Source organism: Sphingomonas sp. ABOLE, from assembly GCF_003950455.1.
Taxonomy (GTDB): domain Bacteria; phylum Pseudomonadota; class Alphaproteobacteria; order Sphingomonadales; family Sphingomonadaceae; genus Sphingomonas; species Sphingomonas trueperi.
The window spans coordinates 25,127-41,202 of record NZ_QQWY01000005.1; the positions used below are offsets into that span (position 1 = coordinate 25,127).

The following is a 16,076-nucleotide window of genomic DNA, read 5'->3' on the forward strand; positions in this document are numbered from 1 at the left end:
GCCCCCCCCCTACTCCCCGAACGCCACAATCCGGTCCCCCAGCCGCTCCGCCTCGGCGCGTTCGTGGGTGACGAGCAGGATCGGCAGGCCGATGTCGTCGCGCAGGCGCTCCAGCAGCGTCAGAATCTCCTCGCGCCGGGGGCGGTCGAGCGAGGCGAGCGGTTCGTCGAGCAGCAGGAAGGCCGGATCGGTGAGCAGTGCGCGGCCGATCGCCACCCGCTTCGCCTCGCCGCCGGAAAGCGTGCGCGGCCAGCGATCGAGCAGAGGCGCGATGCCGAGCAGGCCGATCACCCGGTCCACGTCCACCGCCCCACCCTTGCGCCAGCCATAGAGCAGGTTGGCGCGGGCGCGCAGGTGCGGGAACAGCCGCGGCTCCTGGAAGACATAGCCGGCACGCCGCGCCTCGGGCTGGAGGTCGACGCCTGCGGCGGCATCGAACAGCGTGCGCCCGCCCACCCGGATATGCCCGGCATCGGGGCGCAGCAGCCCGGCGACCATGTTGAGCACGCTCGACTTGCCCGCGCCCGAGGGGCCGAACAGCACCGTCACCCCCGCGCCGGGCGCGACGCGGCAGGCGATCTCGGTCTCGCCCAGCGTGCGGCGCACGTCGATGTCAAAGGACATGGGTACCCCTGCCCGTCCGCCGCGCGACCAGCTCGGACGCCAGCAGCGCGATAAAGGCGATCGCGATCGACACCCCCGCCAGCCGCAGCACCTGCCCCTCGCCCCCCGGCACCTGCAGCGCCGAATAGATGGCCAGCGGCAGCGTCTCGGTCTCGCCGGGTACGTTGGAGACGAAGGAGATGGTCGCGCCGAACTCGCCCAGCGCGCGCGCGAAGCCGAGCACCAGCCCGGCCAGCACGCCCGGCAGCGCGAGTGGCAGCGTAACGGTGGCGAAGGTCCGCACCGGCCCGGCGCCGAGGCTGCGCGCCGCCTGCTCCAGCCTTTGGTCCACGGCTTCCAGCGAGAGCCGGATCGCGCGCACCATCAGCGGCAGCGCCATCACGCCGGCCGCGATCGCCGCCCCGCTCCAGCGGAACAGCACGGTCACGCCGAACCAGCGTTCGAGCAACCCGCCGATCGGCCCCGCCGGTGCAAAGGCGAGCAGCAGCATCCAGCCGGTCACCACCGGCGGCACCACCAAGGGCAGATGCACCAGCGCATCGAGCAGCAGCTTGCCCGGAAAGCGCACCCGCGCCAGCAGCCAGGCCAGCGCGAAGGCCAGCGGCAGCACCGCGAGCACCGCCACGCCCCCCACCTTCAGCGAGAGGAGGACGATGCCCCATTCCTCGGCGCTCAGCACGCGGCCATGCTCATAGCGGCGTGAAGCCGTAGCGTGCGAAGATCGCCTTGCCGCGCGCGCTGATCAGAAAGCGGCGGAACGGCTCGGCATCGGGGCTGGCGGCGGTCTTCAGCCGCGCCACCGGATAGCGGATCGGCGGATGGCTCGCTGCCGGGAAGATGCCAGCGATCCGCACCTTGGCAGAGGCACGCGCATCGGTGGCGTAGACGATGCCGAAGGGCGCCGCCCCGCGCTCGACCAGCGCGAGTGCGGCACGCACATTCTCGGCGCGTACCACCCGGGGCGCCAGCCGATCCCAGGCGCCGATCTTCTGCAACGCCGCCTTGCCGTAGAGCCCCGCGGGCACCGCATCGGGATCGGCCATCGCCAGCCGCGCCTGGCCGATCGCGGCGAGCAGCGGTCCGGCGCGGTCGAGCGGCACATTGCGCCGGTCCGCCGCCGCACCGGCGAGGACCAGCCGATTGCCGAGAAAGGCGACGCGGGTGCCGGGGGCGAGCTTGCCCGCCTTGTCCACCGCGTCCATCCAGGGCTCGTCGGCCGAGACGAACAGGTCCGCCGGCGCCCCCGACTGGATCTGCCGGGCGAGCGCCGAGGAGGCGGCGAAGGACAGCACCGGCCGTGCATGCCGCAGCCGCGCCCACGCATCGGCGGCCGCATTCATCGCTTCCTGCAGGCTCGCCGCGGCAAGCACCAGCGGGGCGCGGGGCGCAGCCTGGGCGGGAACAGCAAGCGTGGCGGCGAGCGTGGCGAGCAGCCAGCGGCGGGTCGGGGTCGGCGAAACGGGCATGGACGCGAAACCTCCGGGGAAGCGATCATATCCGGTTCGCGGGTCGACGGCGGCCTGTCAAGCGAGGCGGCGCCATGCCCTGCGCTGCCCAACCGCCCGGGCCGCGCCGATCAATCCGCTCGCCACGAGGTCGACCGGCCGCGCATCGCCCAGCGCCGCCGCCGGCGGGCGTGCGGCGAGCGCCTGCTGCAGCGGCAGGCGGCCGGAGCGCACCGCCGTCCGGCACAGGCGCCACCAGAGCCGCGAAATCTCCCGGTCCACCCGCGCCAGTGTCGCCGCATCGTGCCCCTGCTGCCCGAAATGCGCCCGAAGCACCGCGATCCCGTCGATCAGGCGGCGCAGCAGCGCACGGTCACCGATCGGTGTCTTGGCCATCACATACCGCACCAGCAGCCCGGCAATGTCCGGCGCGGTCTCGCCCAGCAGCGCCCGGTGCCGATCTCGCAGCAGCGTCTCGGCATGCGCGGTCATGGTCCCGTTGAAAACCTGCGAGGCGCCGCCGGCGTGCTGACGGTACCGCGTCAGCACGGTATCGATCTGGTCGATCCGGCCGAACGCGCGCAGGCGATGGTAGAGGTCGAAATCCTCGACATAGCGGCATTCGGGCCGCTCGAAGATGTCGAGCCGGCGCGCGGCGTCGGCGCGGAACAGCACCGAGGACCAGACCAAGGGGTTCTGCACCAGCATCAGCCAGTCGATCAGCCCCGGCGTCAGCGGCCGCACCCACTGCCCCGCCCGCACCCGCCCCTCGACCAGGCAATCGGCGGCGGTGCTGACCAGCACGGTGTCGGGATGCGCATCGAGCCAGGCGACCTGCCGGGCGAAGCGTTCGGGCAGGCAGAGATCGTCCTGGTCGAGCCCGGCGATGTAGCGCCCGCGCGCGGCGGCGAAGGCGCGGTTGCGCGCGACCACCGGCCCGCCGTTCACCGCGCTCTCGATCACCCGGATCCGCGGGTCGCCCGCGCCCCGCAGCACCACCACGGTATCGTCGCGCGAGCCGTCGTCGACCGCCACCAGCTCCCAGTCGCCGAACGTCTGCGCCTGCAGGCTGGCCAAGGTCTCGGGCAGCAGCGCGGCGCCATTATAGGTCGCCATCACCACCGAGATGGCGGGTGTCGGGCTCATGCCGCCGCGCGTGCCCGATCGGCGAGGATCTGGTCGACGATCATCCGGCCGATATCGTTCTGCCACAGCCACAGGCCATTCGCCTTGCCGCTGAAGCTCGCCTCGCCGCCCAGCTGCCCGTCGGGCACATGGCCCGAGGCGAGCCCGAGGCCATAGACGCCGGGCAACACCCGCCCCTCTGCATCGAGCACGCGGCATTGCTGGTCGACCAGCCTTGGCCGGCCGGGATGGTCGGCCATCAGCGGAATGCGCGCACCGTCGACGTCGTAGAGCGGCAGCGCGCGCGGGCGATAGCCGAGCGCACCGATCACGACGTCCGCCGCTTCCAGCTCGGCGCGCATCTCGGCGTCGTTCTCGCCGGTCAGCCGGCACAGCGCCATGCGGGGATCGGGTGCGCGCCCACCGACGCCGAGCATCCGCAGCACCAGTTCGCGCGCCTCCAGCCGGAAGCCCGCGAGACGATAGACGAAGCCGCTCAGGGGGCAGATGTCGTCCGGCCCGAAATCGGTGAAGCCGTCGCCATGCGCTTCCTCGACCGAGCGATAGAAGGGCCGTAGCGGCCGGCGATGATAGAGCCGCAGCGCCCCCGCCCCCAATGGCAGCGCGGGGCTCGCCTTGAGCAGCAGCACCGCCGCCGCCATGGCGCTGGTCGATCCGCCGACGATGGCGATGCGCGGCGCCCGCACGCCCGCCAGCCGCGCGCGCAGCCGGTCCAGTCCGCCGAGCCGCAGGAAGTCGTCGCCCAGCACGAGCCGGTCGCCCGCCAGGTCACCGATCGGTGCGCCGGCAATCATCTCCGCGGCAACATGCGCGCGATCCTGGTAGCCGCCCGTGGCGATCACCAGGTTCGCCGCGCGCATCACGCGCTCGTCGCCGGTGAGCAGGTTGCGCACCCGCGCCGCCCAGTCGCCCTGCGGGGTGCGCCGCGCATCCACCACTTCGGAGCGCGTCGCGACCACGCCGCCATGCTGCGCGACCAGCGAGCCCAGCCGCGCCCCGGTCGCCTCCAGCAGCGGCGTGGAGCGCGCCAAGGGCACCCCCAGCCGCCCGGCATAGAGCGCCACTTCGCGGCCGGCAGGGTGCTCGGTCAGCGCGGCGATGTCGCCATGCACATTGTCCTTCACCGCGGTCAGGAAGGTCTCGGCGGTGCTGTCCGAGGTGATCGCATAGCTGCCGATCTCGCCGCGCCCGAGCACCGCGTCGCGCTCGACGATCGCCAGCCCGCTTTCGGCCAGCGTCACCAGCTGGTCGCCCTTGGTCGCGGCGGTGAGCAGCGCCGTCCCCGCCGGCCCGCCGCCGATAATCAGCGACGAATGCACCGTCCACCCGCGCCGCTCGACCCGCAACCCTTCGAGCCCTGCGGTGCGGCAGGCATCGATCAGCGCGGAGCACACGGTGTCGACATTGGCTTCGGTCATCCCGTCGGTGACCGGCAGCGAGAGGATGCGGCCGGCGATCTCGTCGGCGACCGGCAGCGCGCGGTCGATTACGCAGCTGCTGCGGAACCAAGGCTGCTCGCCGAGATGCGGACTGAAATAGTGGCCGGCGCCGATCCCCTGCTCGGCCAGCGCCGCGATGATCGCGGCGCGGTGCCCGGCAAAGGCGCGGGGCAACAGCAGCGACTGGAATTGCAGCGCCGGGCGCGCGCCGCGCAGCGCCTGGAACTGGAAGCCATGCGCATCGGCAAAACCGGCCAGCCGTTCGCGATAGGCTCGGTCGAGCGCGGCGCGGTGCGCGGCGATGCGTTCGAGATCGTCGAGCTTCGCCGTGGCGAGCAGCCCCAGCACCTCGGGCAGCTTGGCATTGAGCCCCGGCCCCTCCGCCGAACGGCCGCCGTCGAAGCCGAAATTGCTCATCCGCCGCAGCGTCTCGACCAGCGCGGTGTCTCCGCTATGGATCAGCCCGCCCTCGGCGGTGGCGAACACCTTGGTGGCGTGCATCGAAGTGACCACCGGGAACGGTGCGCCGGTGCCGAACTGGTTGCCGTCCGCGTCGATGGTGCCGAGCGAGGCTGCCGCATCCACCACCACGCCGATGCCCCGATCGTGGTAGGTGCGGTACCGCCCCAGATCCAGGCTCGCGCCGAAGGTCGCATAGGGCACCACCACCGCGATGCGATCGCCGTAGCGGTCGAACGCCGCCGCCTCGGCATCGGCACGCATCGTCCAATCCTCGGGATCGATGTCGCACAGCACCGGCGTGAGCCCGGCCCATTGCACCGCCTGCGCGGTCGCGGCGAAGGTGAAGGCGGGCACCAGCGCCAGCGCATCGCCGCCCGCGCGCGGCCCCGCGGCGTGGCGGATCGCCAGCATCAGCCCGATCGTCGCATTGGCGACCGCGAGGCACTCGCCCTGGCCGCCGAACAGCCGCGCCGTCGCCGCCGCCTCGAACCCGCGCATCACCGGGCCGCCGTTGGAATAGGTGCCGCGCGCCTCGATCGCGCGGAGCGCGTCGGTCATCAGGCTCAACCGCGGCGGCTGCGGCGCGATCAGCGGCAGGCGCTGCATGGTACTCTCCCCGGATGCTGCTTCGCCGGAAGCGGCGGAGAGGCGGACCATGGCAGACCCGGCTTAGAAAACCGTAAAATGCCGGGCGATCCTGCCTCGGCCTATCTGCTCCCCCATCGATTGGCGGTGCAACGCGGCCCACTGGCACGCGCCTGTGCACATCCCCGTACAACACTCGTCAAAGTAACATCTTTCCTCTTCAAACATTATATTGACAACGCAGGACAAGCCCCAAATCAACACCTCCGGTCGATTACGTATGGAACGACAATTGCAAGTATAACTGCACGCCGCCGCAACCCTGGCACCCCGTTGCCCGCCTATAATTGCGACAAGAGGGATCACGCCCGCAACGAAAAAAGGGTCGCACCGGTGAGGATTTCAGCGCTACTGTTAACGTTGATCGCAACCACGTCCGTTTCCACCCAGGCCATGGCACAGGCCAACGCCAAGCCCGATCGCCCGGCCGAACCGCAAGAAGCGCAGGCGGAGCCGGAGAAGGAAGTCTTCTCCACCGGCGTCGCCAAGGGTCGCGACCGGCTGGACAGCGCCACTTCCACCAGCTCGCTCAAGGGCAGTGAGGCGCAGAAGCTGGGCCCGGTCGGGCTCGCCGACATCCTGCGCACCATGGCGGGCATCCGGGTCGAGAACGGCATCAGCGAGGGCAACAACAACTATACCGTGCGCGGCCTGCCGATCGGTTCGGGCGGCTCGAAATATGTCCAGATCGAGGAGGACGGCCTGCCGGTCGTCGAGTTCAACGACATCTTCAACATGGCCGGCGATTCGTTCGTCCGCGCCGACTTCACGATCGGCCAGATCGAGACGATCCGCGGCGGCTCGGCGTCCACCTTCGCCACCGGGTCGCCCGGCGGCCTGATCAACCTCATCTCCAAGACCGGCGAGGTCGAGGGCGGCGCGATCCAGGTGACGGCGGGGCTCGACTACGATCTCAAGCGCGTCGACTTCGATTACGGCGCGAAGCTCAGCGACAGCCTGCGCTTCCATGTCGGCGGCTTCTACCGCGTCGGCGAAGGGCCGCGCGAAACCGGCATGACCTCGTTCAAGGGCGGCCAGGTCAAGCTCAACGTCACCAAGACCTTCGCCAACGGCTATATCCGCGCCTATGCGAAGCTGCTCGACGACCGTGCGCCGAGCTATGCCACCTATCCGGTGACCATCACCGGCACCAACGACAAGCCGGTGATCGGCAACATCGCGGGCTTCGACATTCTCAAGGACACGATGTTCTCGCCGAACGTCAGCGCGATGATCACGCTCGACGGCAACAACCAGATCGCCCGCTATCCGGTGAAGAACGGCCAGAACCCGCAGTCCAAGTCGCTGGGGCTCGAAGCGCAGTTCGAACTCGGCGGCTGGACGCTGACGAACCGGATGCGCTACGCCAACACCTCGGGCGAATTCCTGCGCGGCTTCCCCAGCACCGTCGCGCCGCTCGCCACGCTGGCCGCCTCGCTGGCGGGCACCGGGGCCACCGCCACCTACGCGACCGGCCCCGATGCCGGCAAGCCGGTGCCGGCCAATGCGAACGGGAACGGCTTGCTCGCCAACTTCTTCGTCAACACCTATAATCTGCGCAATGGCGATCATTTCGCCAATGATTTCCGTGGCACCCGCGTCTGGAAGCTCGGCCAGGGCGACCTCACCGTCACCGGCGGCGTCTATGTCGCGACCCAGACGATCGCCGTCGAGGCGCTGCAGATCTCGATGGTGACCGACGTGGTCGGCGGCGGCCGCGGCGCGCTGGTCAACCTCACCAGCGCCGCGGGCGTCGCCCAGACGCAGGACGGCATCTACGCCTATAGCCGCAACGGGCCGCGCCTGCGCCGCTCGTTCGACGTCGACTACAGCTTCTTCGCGCCCTATGCCTCGGTCAACTATCACTTCGGCAAGCTCGCGATCGGCGGCAGCCTGCGCTACGATACCGGCAGCGCCCGGGGCTGGATGGTCGGCGCCGATCTCGGCGACGGCCGCAACGGTACGGTCAGCGTCGACATGAACGGCGACGGCAGGATCAGCGCGCCGGAAACCCGCGTCTCGGCGCTGCCGCTCGGTCGGCCGGCGCCGGTCGACTACACCTTCAAATATCTGAGCTATTCGGCCGGCATCAACTATCGCGCCGCCGAACCGCTCGCCTTCTTCGCCCGCTATAGCCGCGGCGGCCGCGCCAATGCCGACAAGATCCTGTTCACCAGCGCGATCGACAACGGCACCGGCAAGCTCACCGCGTCCGAACACGGGTTCGATATCGTCCGACAGCTCGAAGGCGGCCTCAAGTTCCGCAAGAACGGCATCACCTTCAACGCCACGACGTTCCTCGCCTATGCCGACGACCACAACCAGCTCAACGCCACCGCGACCTGGACCTATCGCAAGTACCGCACCTATGGCCTCGAGCTGGAGGGCGGCATCCGCCGCGGGCCGTTCAGCATGGTCGCCGGCGCCACCTACACCAAGGCCAAGATCACCGAGGACAAGATCGACCCGACGCTGACCGGCAAGGAACCGCGCCACCAGCCGGCCTGGACGCTGCAGGCGACGCCGCAGGTCGAGACCAAATACGCCACGATCGGCGCGAGCGTGGTGACGATCACCAGCAGCTACGCACAGGACAGCAACCAGCTGAAGATGCCCGGCTTCACCACCGTCGGCGGCTTCGTGATCCTGCACCCGACCAAGGCGATCGACGTCGCGCTGACCGGCACCAACCTGTTCAACGCCAAGGGCTTCCTCGACATCAGCCAGGCGAGCATGCCGACCACCGGCATCGGCTGGGCGCGATCGGTGCAGGGCCGCACGCTGGCCGCCTCGGTGCGCTTCAACTTCTGATCTTCGCCCCCCCGAAGAACCCGCCTCGCCCGGTCGCTCCCCAGCGGCCGGGCATTTTCTTGTGGCTCAGCGCGCCGCGACCGACCGGACGTGGAGCGCGGGGAACACCTCCTCGATCGGCTTGCTGTCGGGCAGCACATACACATAGCCGCCCTTGCCCTTGTACATCGGGCTGAGCAGCTTGGCGTAGAAGCTCGAGGGCACGTTGATGCAGCCGAAGGTGATGCGGTTGTCGTCGGGCGTCGGCGAGGCGAGCCGCTCGCGCCTTTTCTCCTTGCGCGCCGCGGCCCCCGTCGGCACCGGGTGCAGCGCGACCGAGGTGTAGTAATCCACCCACAGTACCCGCTCCTTGCCGATCGCCAGGCCGAACTTGGCGAGGTAGCGCCCGGCCGGCGTGGTCTTCTCCGCAGGGCCGATCTCGGAGAGCTGCTTGGCGCCGATCCCCGGCGTCGCGTCATCGCCCGGGGCGATGCCGATCAGCACCGGCACCGCGGCGAGCTGCTTGCCGTGCGCATCGTAGAGGAACAGCGCGGCATGGGGCTTGTCGACGATCAGATAGGGCAGCCCGTGATTGTCCCCGGCCGAGGACACCCAGTCCTGCACCCGCAGCGTCGCCGCCGAGGGCTGGAGCTTGGGCGCGGCGGGCTTGGCGACCGCGGCCTTGGGCTTGGCGGCAGCGGCGCGCTTGCCCTTCTTCGGCGCGGCCTTCTTGGGCGCGGCGGCCTTGGGCTTGGCATCCTGGAGGGGAACAGCGGCGGCAGGGGGAACGAGCAGCGCCAGCCCGGCCAGCGCGAGTAAGCCTTGGATCATCGATACGTCGCTCACGAAAAGGGGCGCTCAAAAGAAAGGGTGACCGCCCCGAAGCGCGGCCACCCGAAACCCGCGGCCCGAAGGCCGGTGCGGCAAGGTTTCCGCTTAGTTGCGCGGACGCTTGCCCCGGGCACGCTGCTGCTGGACCTGCTGCGACAGCGCCTGGGTCTGCTGGTCGAGCGTGTCGACGCGGCCGTTGATCTGGTCGAGGCGCTGGCCGTTCTGCTGGGCCTGGCCGGCAGCGGCCTGGGCCTGCGACAGCGCCTGCTTGGCGGTGCCGTCGGTCTCCTGGAGGCGCGTCTCGAGCGCATCGACGCGCTGGCTCACCGGGGCGATCTGCTCGCGGACGAACTTCTTGGTGGCGCAACCGCTCAGCGCGACGCTGCCGATCATCAGAGCCGCGAGGGGAGCAAACTTGATACCAGTACGCATATACACACCTTTCACTCGTTAAGAAAACTTAAGGCTCCGTCACCAAGCCGGAGCAACGGGCCTGCAACAATCCCGATTCGGCCCGGCTGTGCCGGATGTCCGTCGGACCGAGCCGTGCACGGGGCGAAGTGTTCCCGCATCACCGCTTGCGCCTCGGCTTGGGGCGCTCGGCGAAGGGATCGCGGGGAATTCCGTCGTCGCTCGCCGCCGCCTTGGCCGGCCCGTGCTGCGCCGCGACGCAGCGCCGGAGCTCCGCCACCGCAGCCCCGCTGCCGTCGAGCGGCAGCCGCGCCACCGGCGTCGACCCGCGATCGATGTGCAGCGCCCTGGAGCCGGCAAAGGACGTCGGGAATTTGGGATCGAACGCCGCGACGAAGCCCTGCTTGCCGTCCGCGACGATGCCGATCGCCTGGTGATTGGGGTAGCCGCCCTGGCTGAGGCGGAAGGTGAGCTTGAGCCGGTCCTGCGGGCGGATCGACCAATTCTCGTTGAGCACCGAGAAATGGTTGCTGCCGTCGCGGTCCATGCCCAGCAGCAGCGTGGTGCCCCCGGGCTGGTCGAAGCTGCGGCTGATGAAGCAGCCCGATCCATCCTTGCTCGCGGCGACCGTCCAGTCGCCGAGCTGCCTGGCGGCATAGCCCTGCGCGAGGGCCGGCGCGGCGCAGACCAGTGCCGCCGCGACTCCCGGAATCCCCCAGCGGCGAGACCGCGCTGGCTGGGAGGGACGGGGCTGCGACACGTTCTGACTCACGCTGGAAACCATCTGATAAGGACGGCCCCATAACGTTGGTCTGCCGGAATGGTTCATTCGGCGGCGGAACGATCGCGCGACCGGCACGCGGCGCGTGCCTCAAAACGGGATTCGCGGTAGAAGCGGCCATGTCCGATCCCCTCCCCATGCCTTCGCCCCGCGCCGCCCCGACCGGCGCCCATGCCACCCTGCGCGTCGGCGACAGCGTGGCGCTGGAGGCGCGGATCACCACCGGCGGGCTGGTGGCGGTGGCGGCGATCGTCTCGGCAGCGCTGCTGGGGTCGGCGGTGATTGTGCAGGCGGCGCGGCGTGGTGGGGAGGTGGAGCAGGCGTAGGATTGGCAGAGCGGCTGGACAGACAGCCTAATTCTGACAGATCTGATCGAACAAGCTTAGACACACAACGCCAAGCTTCCCAACGTGTCCGCCAGCTTGCGCATTTTGCGCGCTCTAGTGCGCCTCTACCTGCTCGGATACGAGAGACACCCGTGCGGCCATTCGCTGCTGCGCTGGTGTGCGGTTTCTAATCTTATCTAGATAAAAAGCTCGGAAGTCATGTAACCGGCGGTCGATCTCTCTATCGAGCTGCTCAAACACAGCTGGACATTTAGAGCTCTTAAACGATCTACGCCAACCTCTGATGGTCTGATCAAGACGCACCAGAGTCTGTGCGTAACATCGGTCTTGACTAGTCAGGGCGCGTCCGGAGACGGCTTTTGTGATTGCCTTTTGCCCGCTAGCTATCAATGCGGCAATCTGCTCGTGCAATCTCGCGCGCGCGTCGAGCGATGGCGGATAGCTTCCTGGCCGCAGTTCATAGCCGAGGAATGGATGCCCTTCATCGACTTCGCCGATAAACGCCTTTTTGGGAGATGTCGCCGGATCGTAGATACTCATGCCGAGTTCGTTGAGCATACCTCGAGCAGCGCGCATTGCCGCTTCGACGGAAGCGCGCGTTTTTCCAATCACAAGAAAATCATCGATGTATCGGATGCACGTGATGCCGCGGCCGTTCATCTCGCTATCAAAAGACTCGAGCACGATATTGCCCGCCAGCGCCGATAGAGGACAGCCTTGCGCAACACCATCGGCGCCAGTGGGAAACATCTTCAGATCGTCGTCGCTCAACTTGTCGACGTTCGACAACTCTACCGTGAGACCGTCACGAATAAGTCGTAGAAAATCCGCTTCAACGCCCTCACGTTCAAAAAACGCAAGAACACGCTCGCGAGGTATCTTCGTGAAAAACCCGGATATATCGGACCCCGCGACAAAGCGATCGCCAGCCTTCACCCGCTCGTCAAAGATGGCGATAGCATGGTCTACACCACGCCCCTTGATGCCCCCTATCGACGTGGGGGTTCGCAAAACGCGCTGCACCCCCGCAACCTCAGTCGCGTCCTGCAACACGTCAAGGATTGCCCGCTGAACGATCCTATCTTCGAGGGGAGCGACAACAATGGGTCGCTTGCCAACTTTGCCGCCCCCCTTGGGCGGCGTAGCTCCATAAGCCGGGGCGAACTTGTAGCCCTTCTTCAATCGGTCCTGAATAACGCGGAGATTCTTCGGAAGATCTTCACCAAATATCTTAGCTTTATTCTTGGTTGCGTCCTGTTGAGACGTCTCAGCATTACGCCGGATCGCATGCCACGCCCGCACTAAGACGCGAGTCGAGCGGACGCGTTTGCAGAGTGACTTATAGTTGGGCTGCCTAGCTGTGGGGCCTGCCGACATCGATTCCCCCCGGCCAGATGCGTCCTTCAGGCGAAGCGCCGACGATAAGTGTCGCCGAAGCATCGACCTGCACCGCGAGGCTCATCGCCACGCGATGGTCCCCGCCTTCCGAACCTGCACCCGCAAGGGGCCAAGCGGAAATAAGGGCCAGTGACCAAACGGTCGCAATCAGTCGGGACCACCCCGCCGAGCGCGCCGAACCAACTCCGCGTCCACGCATCGCAATAACTCCCCGGTCCAGCTTAGCAGCTTTTTCGGCGCGTCAAGCCCTTGCGCGGCTCGTCGCCCTGGCCAACACTTATGTTCGGAGACTGTTCGGCAGGCCGCCAGTGACGGAACCCCAGTCTCGCACGTAAAGGCCGAGGCGTGCGGGCGTCCTTCAGGCGAAGCGCCGACGATAAGTGTCGCCGAAGCATCGACCTGCACCGCGAGGCTCATCGCCACGCGATGGTCCCCGCCTTCCGAACCTGCACCCGCAAGGGGCCAAGCGGAAATAAGGGCCAAGTCAGCTCGTCTTCTATACAAAACTTCCAGCCAGAAGAAAAGGGGAACATCTTCCGAATGGCGCCAACTGAATTTCGCATCATTCCCAGCATCTTATGCCAACGCTGGTAGTTCAGCGAACCGTCAATCGACAGCAAGTCTGACTCTCGCGAGTGAGAGCCCCCCTTTCCTACACGAACCTATTTGGTTATATGCGTAGGCATGAAGAACCGCTCGAACCCCGACTTCGTCGTGCCGGACTTCACCCCGGTACCCCGCCAACATCGCGTCGACGGCTGGACGCCCGCGCGGCAGCGGGCGTTCATCGCCGCGCTTGCCGCCACCGGGTCGGTCACCGCGGCGGCGCGGTCGATCAACATGGCCAAGGAGGGCGCCTATATGCTGCGCCTCCACCCGCAAGGCGCCGGCTTCCGCGCCGCCTGGGAGGCGGCGCTCACCGCCGGGCTCGATCGGCTGGGCGACATCGCGATGGAACGCGCGATCGAGGGCGTGCCGGTGCCGGTCTTCTACAAGGGCGAGCAGTGCGGCGAGAAGCGCTGGTACAATGATCGCCTGCTGATGTTCATCCTGCGCCACCGCAATCCCGAGAAATATGGCGCACCCGCCGCGCTGCCGCCCGGCACCCGCCATCCCGATACGCTTAAGCGCGAGGAGGGCGCGCGCGAGGAGGCGCCTGCCCCCTGCCCGGTGTGCGCGCGGCGCAAGGCGGAGTACATGGCGCTGGCCGAGCCCGACGCGAAGATGCCCGAGGAGATGCGCCAGGTCCTCGACACGCTGTTCACCCGCTATGCCGCCAAGGTGCGCAGCGAGCGCCAGCTGCGGCTGGAGGGCCGGATCGTCGCCGCCGACTATACGCTGCGCCAGCTCACCCATATCGAGCTGATCCTCGCCAATGCCGGCATGTCGGACGCGATGATCACCTTCTTCACGACCGACTATGGCAAGCACGGCCGCGAGCAGGAATTCGCGCATCCGATGAGCGCGAAGCTCGACGCGATGCGCCGAAAGGTCTGGGCCGAGTGCGGCGAGCCGGAGCGCCCGCCGCTGCCCCTGTACGCGCGGTCGCCGGGCACCTCGACGGTCAGCGGCCCCGACTGGGACGAACGCCGCCGCGCGCAACGCGACGCCGAACGCCGCATGGCCGCGGCGCAGGTCGAATGGGAAGCCGCCGCGCGGTCGGACAGCTGGGCGGAATGGAAGGCGGCGCGGGGGCGGTGAAGCGGCGAACCTGAATTCCTCCCCGGCACGGGGAGGGGGACCGCGCGGCGCAGCGGCGGGGTGGAGGGGCCGCGCCGCAAGGCGCGGTACGGGTCGAGCGCGCGGGAACCCCGCCGCTTGCGCGGCGACCCCTCCACCATGGGCTCGCGCCCATGGTCCCCCTCCCCGTTCCGGGGAGGAATTTTCAGGACGCGGCGCACCCAATTCCTCCCCGTTCCGGGGAGGAATTGGGTTTCGCTTACTCCTCGCCCATCCGCAGCGCGGCGATGAAGGCTTCCTGCGGGATCTGCACGCTGCCATATTCGCGCATCCGCTTCTTGCCTTCCTTCTGCTTGTCCAGCAGCTTGCGCTTGCGGCTGGCGTCGCCGCCATAGCATTTCGCGGTCACGTCCTTGCGCATCGCGGCGATCGTCTCGCGGGCGATCACCTTGCCGCCGATCGCCGCCTGGATCGGGATCTTGAACAGGTGGCGCGGGATCAGGTCCTTGAGCCGCTCGCACATGCCGCGGCCGCGGCTCTCGGCGGTCGAGCGGTGGACGATCATGCTCAGCGCGTCGACCGGCTCGTTGTTGACCAGGATGCCCATCTTGACCAGGTCGCCGGCGCGGTAGCCGATCTGCTCATAGTCGAAGCTGGCATAGCCGCGGCTGATCGACTTGAGGCGATCGTAGAAGTCGAACACCACTTCGTTGAGCGGCAGCTCATAGGTCAGCTGGGCGCGGCCGCCGACATAGGTGAGGTTCTTCTGGATGCCGCGGCGATCCTGGCAGAGCTTGAGGATCGGCCCGAGATATTCGTCGGGCATGTAGATCACCGCCTGGATCCACGGCTCCTGGATCTCCTCGATCCGGTTGGGATCGGGCATGTCAGCGGGGTTGTGGAGCTCGATCTCCTTGCCCTCGGCCTCGCCGGCGGACTTGGTGAGCTTCATCTTGTAGACCACGCTCGGCGCGGTGGTGATGAGGTCGAGGTCGTACTCGCGCATCAGCCGCTCCTGGATGATCTCCAGGTGCAGGAGGCCCAGGAAACCGCAGCGGAAGCCGAAGCCGAGCGCGGCCGAGGTTTCCATCTCGAAGCTGAACGAGGCGTCGTTGAGGCGCAGCTTGGAGATGCTCTCGCGCAGCTTCTCGAAGTCGGCGGCGTCGACCGGGAACAGGCCGCAGAAGACGACCGGCTGGACTTCCTTGAAACCCGGGAGCGGCTCGGCGGCGGGCTTCTTGGCGTCGGTCAGCGTGTCGCCGACGCGGGCCTGCGCGACTTCCTTGATCTGCGCGGTGATGAAGCCGATCTCGCCGGGGCCGAGATCGGGCAGCTGCTCGATCTTGGGGCGGAAGGCGCCGACGCGGTCGACCAGATGGGTCGTGCCGGTCTGCATGAACTTGACCTGCTGGCCCTTCTTGATCGAGCCGTCGATCACGCGGACGAGAATGACGACGCCGAGATAGGGGTCGTACCAGCTGTCGACCAGCATCGCCTTGAGCGGCGCGGCGGGATCGCCCTTGGGGGACGGGATGCGCTCGACGATGGCGTCGAGGATCTCGTCGATACCGATGCCGCTCTTGGCGCTGGCGAGCACGGCGTTGGAGGCGTCGAGGCCGATCACGTCCTCGATCTCGGCGCGGACCTTTTCGGGCTCGGCCGAGGGGAGGTCGATCTTGTTGATCACGGGAATGATCTCGTGGTCGTGCTCGATCGACTGGTAGACATTGGCGAGCGTCTGCGCTTCCACGCCTTGGGCTGCGTCGACGACGAGCAGCGCGCCCTCGCAGGCGGCGAGGCTGCGGCTCACCTCATAGGCGAAGTCGACATGGCCCGGCGTGTCCATCAGGTTGAGGACATGGCCCTTCCATTCCAGGCGCACGGTCTGCGCCTTGATGGTGATCCCGCGTTCCTTCTCGATATCCATGTTATCAAGGACTTGCTCGGACATTTCGCGGTCGGCCAGCCCGCCGGTGCGCTGGATCAGCCGGTCGGCGAGCGTCGACTTGCCATGGTCGATATGCGCGATGATCGAGAAATTGCGGATCTTGGTGATGTCGGTGGCCATGATTCCGCG

The 16,076-nt window shown here is 68.0% G+C and carries 13 protein-coding genes; 3 read left to right on the forward strand and 10 right to left on the reverse strand.

What is annotated here, in order from left to right; translation table 11 throughout:
• Positions 1-9: 9 nt before the first annotated feature.
• The 5 genes from CA234_RS04505 to CA234_RS04525 are packed head-to-tail and all read right to left on the reverse strand — an operon-like array spanning position 10 to position 5,722.
• On the reverse strand, positions 10-624 hold the full coding sequence (locus CA234_RS04505) for an ATP-binding cassette domain-containing protein (RefSeq protein WP_126001013.1): 615 nt from the start codon (positions 622-624) through the stop codon (positions 10-12).
• Positions 614-1,303 (reverse strand): molybdate ABC transporter permease subunit, encoded by a 690-nt coding sequence (modB, locus tag CA234_RS04510; protein ID WP_126001014.1) that lies wholly within the window; start codon positions 1,301-1,303, stop codon positions 614-616. Before modB ends, CA234_RS04505 begins: the two co-directional genes overlap by 11 nt.
• Positions 1,304-1,313: 10 nt before the next feature.
• A complete protein-coding gene (gene modA, locus CA234_RS04515) occupies positions 1,314-2,090 on the reverse strand; it encodes a molybdate ABC transporter substrate-binding protein (protein ID WP_126001015.1) in 777 nt (258 codons plus the stop codon).
• Positions 2,091-2,147: 57 nt separating this feature from the next.
• On the reverse strand, positions 2,148-3,215 hold the full coding sequence (locus CA234_RS04520; protein WP_126001016.1) for a glycosyltransferase: 1,068 nt from the start codon (positions 3,213-3,215) through the stop codon (positions 2,148-2,150).
• Positions 3,212-5,722, reverse strand: coding sequence for a DegT/DnrJ/EryC1/StrS family aminotransferase (locus CA234_RS04525; RefSeq protein WP_126001017.1), 2,511 nt, complete (start codon positions 5,720-5,722; stop codon positions 3,212-3,214). Before CA234_RS04525 ends, CA234_RS04520 begins: the two co-directional genes overlap by 4 nt.
• Before the next feature lie 399 nt (positions 5,723-6,121).
• Between CA234_RS04525 and CA234_RS04530 the strand changes: the two genes are divergently transcribed.
• Positions 6,122-8,572, forward strand: a complete 2,451-nt coding sequence (locus CA234_RS04530) for a TonB-dependent receptor (RefSeq protein WP_346962885.1) — start codon at positions 6,122-6,124, stop codon at positions 8,570-8,572.
• Positions 8,573-8,638: 66 nt separating this feature from the next.
• On the opposite strand, the gene CA234_RS04535 is transcribed toward CA234_RS04530, so the two are convergent.
• The 3 genes from CA234_RS04535 to CA234_RS04545 all read right to left on the reverse strand — a co-directional run bounded on the left by CA234_RS04535 (position 8,639) and on the right by CA234_RS04545 (position 10,553).
• A complete protein-coding gene (locus CA234_RS04535) occupies positions 8,639-9,382 on the reverse strand; it encodes a hypothetical protein (RefSeq protein WP_126001019.1) in 744 nt (247 codons plus the stop codon).
• 105 nt (positions 9,383-9,487) lie between these two features.
• Positions 9,488-9,814 carry a hypothetical protein gene (locus CA234_RS04540; RefSeq protein WP_126001020.1) on the reverse strand — a complete coding sequence of 109 codons (327 nt, stop codon included), beginning with the start codon at positions 9,812-9,814 and terminating at the stop codon, positions 9,488-9,490.
• Between the two features lie 139 nt (positions 9,815-9,953).
• The gene (locus tag CA234_RS04545; protein WP_241213240.1) at positions 9,954-10,553 is read right to left on the reverse strand and encodes a hypothetical protein; all 600 of its coding nucleotides are present in this window, start codon (positions 10,551-10,553) and stop codon (positions 9,954-9,956) included.
• 140 nt (positions 10,554-10,693) lie between these two features.
• On the opposite strand from CA234_RS04545, the gene CA234_RS04550 reads away from it, so the two are divergent.
• The gene (locus CA234_RS04550; protein WP_126001021.1) at positions 10,694-10,900 is read left to right on the forward strand and encodes a hypothetical protein; all 207 of its coding nucleotides are present in this window, start codon (positions 10,694-10,696) and stop codon (positions 10,898-10,900) included.
• Between the two features lie 114 nt (positions 10,901-11,014).
• Here CA234_RS04550 and CA234_RS04555 read toward each other — a convergent pair whose 3' ends face one another.
• Positions 11,015-12,223 (reverse strand): reverse transcriptase domain-containing protein, encoded by a 1,209-nt coding sequence (locus CA234_RS04555; protein ID WP_164521707.1) that lies wholly within the window; start codon positions 12,221-12,223, stop codon positions 11,015-11,017.
• Between the two features lie 780 nt (positions 12,224-13,003).
• Between CA234_RS04555 and CA234_RS04560 the strand changes: the two genes are divergently transcribed.
• Positions 13,004-14,020 (forward strand): hypothetical protein, encoded by a 1,017-nt coding sequence (locus CA234_RS04560; RefSeq protein WP_126001023.1) that lies wholly within the window; start codon positions 13,004-13,006, stop codon positions 14,018-14,020.
• Positions 14,021-14,258: 238 nt separating this feature from the next.
• Here the strand turns inward: CA234_RS04560 and lepA are convergent, their stop codons facing one another.
• Entirely contained in the window at positions 14,259-16,067 is a 1,809-nt protein-coding gene (lepA, locus tag CA234_RS04565) for a translation elongation factor 4 (RefSeq protein WP_126001024.1), read from the reverse strand.
• Positions 16,068-16,076 lie beyond the last annotated feature (9 nt).

What these genes read in the sequence shown, in the direction of transcription:
- CA234_RS04505 (WP_126001013.1), bottom strand. Translation starts at nt 624, where the DNA reads ATGTCCTTTGACATCGACGTGCGCCGCACGCTGGGCGAGACCGAGATC.
- modA (WP_126001015.1), bottom strand. Translation starts at nt 2,090, where the DNA reads ATGCCCGTTTCGCCGACCCCGACCCGCCGCTGGCTGCTCGCCACGCTC.
- CA234_RS04520 (WP_126001016.1), bottom strand. Translation starts at nt 3,215, where the DNA reads ATGAGCCCGACACCCGCCATCTCGGTGGTGATGGCGACCTATAATGGC.
- CA234_RS04525 (WP_126001017.1), bottom strand. Translation starts at nt 5,722, where the DNA reads ATGCAGCGCCTGCCGCTGATCGCGCCGCAGCCGCCGCGGTTGAGCCTG.
- CA234_RS04535 (WP_126001019.1), bottom strand. Translation starts at nt 9,382, where the DNA reads ATGATCCAAGGCTTACTCGCGCTGGCCGGGCTGGCGCTGCTCGTTCCC.
- CA234_RS04540 (WP_126001020.1), bottom strand. Translation starts at nt 9,814, where the DNA reads ATGCGTACTGGTATCAAGTTTGCTCCCCTCGCGGCTCTGATGATCGGC.
- CA234_RS04550 (WP_126001021.1), top strand. Translation starts at nt 10,694, where the DNA reads ATGTCCGATCCCCTCCCCATGCCTTCGCCCCGCGCCGCCCCGACCGGC.
- CA234_RS04560 (WP_126001023.1), top strand. Translation starts at nt 13,004, where the DNA reads ATGAAGAACCGCTCGAACCCCGACTTCGTCGTGCCGGACTTCACCCCG.
- lepA (WP_126001024.1), bottom strand. Translation starts at nt 16,067, where the DNA reads ATGGCCACCGACATCACCAAGATCCGCAATTTCTCGATCATCGCGCAT.